At 36.7% G+C, this 2,226-nt stretch carries 2 protein-coding genes; one reads left to right on the top strand and one right to left on the bottom strand.

What is annotated here, in order from left to right; translation table 11 throughout:
• The coding region (gene focA / locus H5202_RS20935; protein ID WP_259397416.1) for a formate transporter FocA at window positions 1-965 on the bottom strand (965 nt) is incomplete at its 3' end.
• Window positions 966-1,803: 838 nt separating this feature from the next.
• On the opposite strand from focA, the gene H5202_RS20930 reads away from it, so the two are divergent.
• On the top strand, window positions 1,804-2,226 hold a 423-nt coding region (locus tag H5202_RS20930; RefSeq protein WP_182773758.1), incomplete at its 3' end, for a TonB-dependent receptor plug domain-containing protein.

Raw genomic sequence — 2,226 nt, 5'->3', positions numbered from 1 at the left:
ACGTTGGGTATTGGTTTATCTGAATTAGACTGGTTAGAAGCTGACTTATTTGAAACAGCTTGATTTGACATAGCCTGGTTTGAAATATGCGCCTCAATCGCCGGAATACATTCAGCTAATGCCAACGTTGCTAACGCCATAGGCGCTGTATGATTAGCATTAGAGTGCTTTAATCGTTCAATCATTAAATAAGCAAGGCCGACAAATAAAGCACCGCCGACGATGTTGCCTAACGTGACAGGAATAAGATTATTAAACAGAAAATGCGTTATTGTGATATCAGAAAACTGGCTTGCTGGTACACCAATCGCATTAAAAAAATCAGCCGATGCAAATTGCTGCAACATGATCCCCAGCGGCACCATGAACAAGTTAGCAATACTGTGTTCAAAACCACTGCTAACAAACATGGCGACGGGCAGCATAAGTAAGAAGGCTTTGGTTAGTACGTCTTTGCTGGAAAACGTCATCCAGACACCAAGGCACACCAAAACATTACATAAAATACCTAAAATAAATGCTTGGCTCCAATCATGATGTATTTTGTGTTGCGCAATATTTAATGCATTCAAACCCCATTGACCACCATTGAGTAGGTGCATTTTAGCCCCTAAAATCAACAACAACATCAACATAGCACCAATGAAATTGCCAACATAAACACGAGTCCAACACATCAGTAAATCTTTGGTATTTACCCGTTTCTGAGCCCATGCAACACTACTTAATACCGTACTGGTAAAGAGTTCTCCTCCACAAATAACCACTAGAATTAGCCCTAGGCTAAACGCTAAGCCGCCAATAAAGCGCACTTGCCCCCAAGGACCAATTGTTCCGGTCGTTACCGTAATATAAAAAACAAAAGCCAACGCAATGAAAGCACCGGCAAAAATAGCTAAGCCGAATGACTCTAAGTGCGACTTAATGACTTTAGATTGTCCGTATTGTTCAGCTTGCTGGCACATGTTGATAACTGCACTATTCGCAGCGTCTTGTGTGTAAACACTCTGTATCGGCACCGTTGACGTTTTTGTTGTTAAAGCAGTCATAAACTACATTCCAAATACACTAATGGTTATTCTTTGGCTGCAGCATAAATATTGTAGGAACAGTGAGACATGTATTATCACTCTACTATTCATGGCGGCCTTCTTGTCGAAACATAAGACTACCTTTGAAATAACCAGAATAAAATCTGATAATAATGATGATTAGCATCAATTAATTTGATGGGCCGATTTGTAGATGAGGGACATATTGTTAGAAAATTACTTCATTTTAAATTTATCTGAAATAATAACTCACCAACCATGCATAAATAACATTCCATTCTTTGTATATTCAGAAACAAATAATCTGCGTGAAAGCATTAATGATTAAATTTATTTTTTAAATAAATGACAATAAAACCGTATTAATATGATCAAGGTCTCATATTTATGTTCATTAAAATATTTCATCTTAAAATTCGCACTAAAATAAAAACAAATAATTAACATTGCAAGATTAAAACACACTCAAAAAGCAACAATTAATAACCAATAAATATACTTAAATAGAACAACGCAAGGTTTTGCAAATTTTTTAATTTACAAAATTACGCATTTATCATCCAACTGTTCTATTTTTGTAACGAATCATAGATTTAACCGTTAATACTTAATTAGCTAACCAGTTGATTAACCACTATTGTATTTCTCCCTTGTTATGTTTATATCCCTATTATGTAATTTTGTTTCATTTGTTTATTAAAAATGTACTCAAAAGTTACTCAATAAGAAAAAACATCTCTGGGAGTGATAAATGCAAGTTAATTCAAATTTAGCCAATGCGGTTCGTATTGCGCTAATCAGTGGTGCAGCTTTGTCTGCCACCTTATCAATCAATGCTTTTGCTGAACAAACAACAGCTGTCGAATCAAATGTTGAGCGTATTTCAGTAACAGGCTCTCGTATTATTCGCGAAGGCGCAGTAGCACCAACGCCGGTTACAGTAATTACTGGCGACGAGTTATTATCAACAGGTGTAACAAATATTGGTGAAGCGCTAAACCAATTACCTGCACTAGGCAACACCTATTCACTGGCCAACTCAGGTCGTTTTATTGGTACTTCGGGTCTTAATTTACTCGATTTAAGAAGTATGGGTTCTGATAGAACGCTCGTACTTGTTAATGGCAAGCGTCATGTATCAAGCTCTGCAGGTACTTCTTCTGTCGACGTCAAT

Source organism: Shewanella sp. SG41-4 (assembly GCF_014164505.1).
Lineage (GTDB): Bacteria > Pseudomonadota > Gammaproteobacteria > Enterobacterales > Shewanellaceae > Shewanella.
Note: the sequence above shows the minus strand (reverse complement) of the source record. Positions and strands in the feature narration are given on the sequence as shown.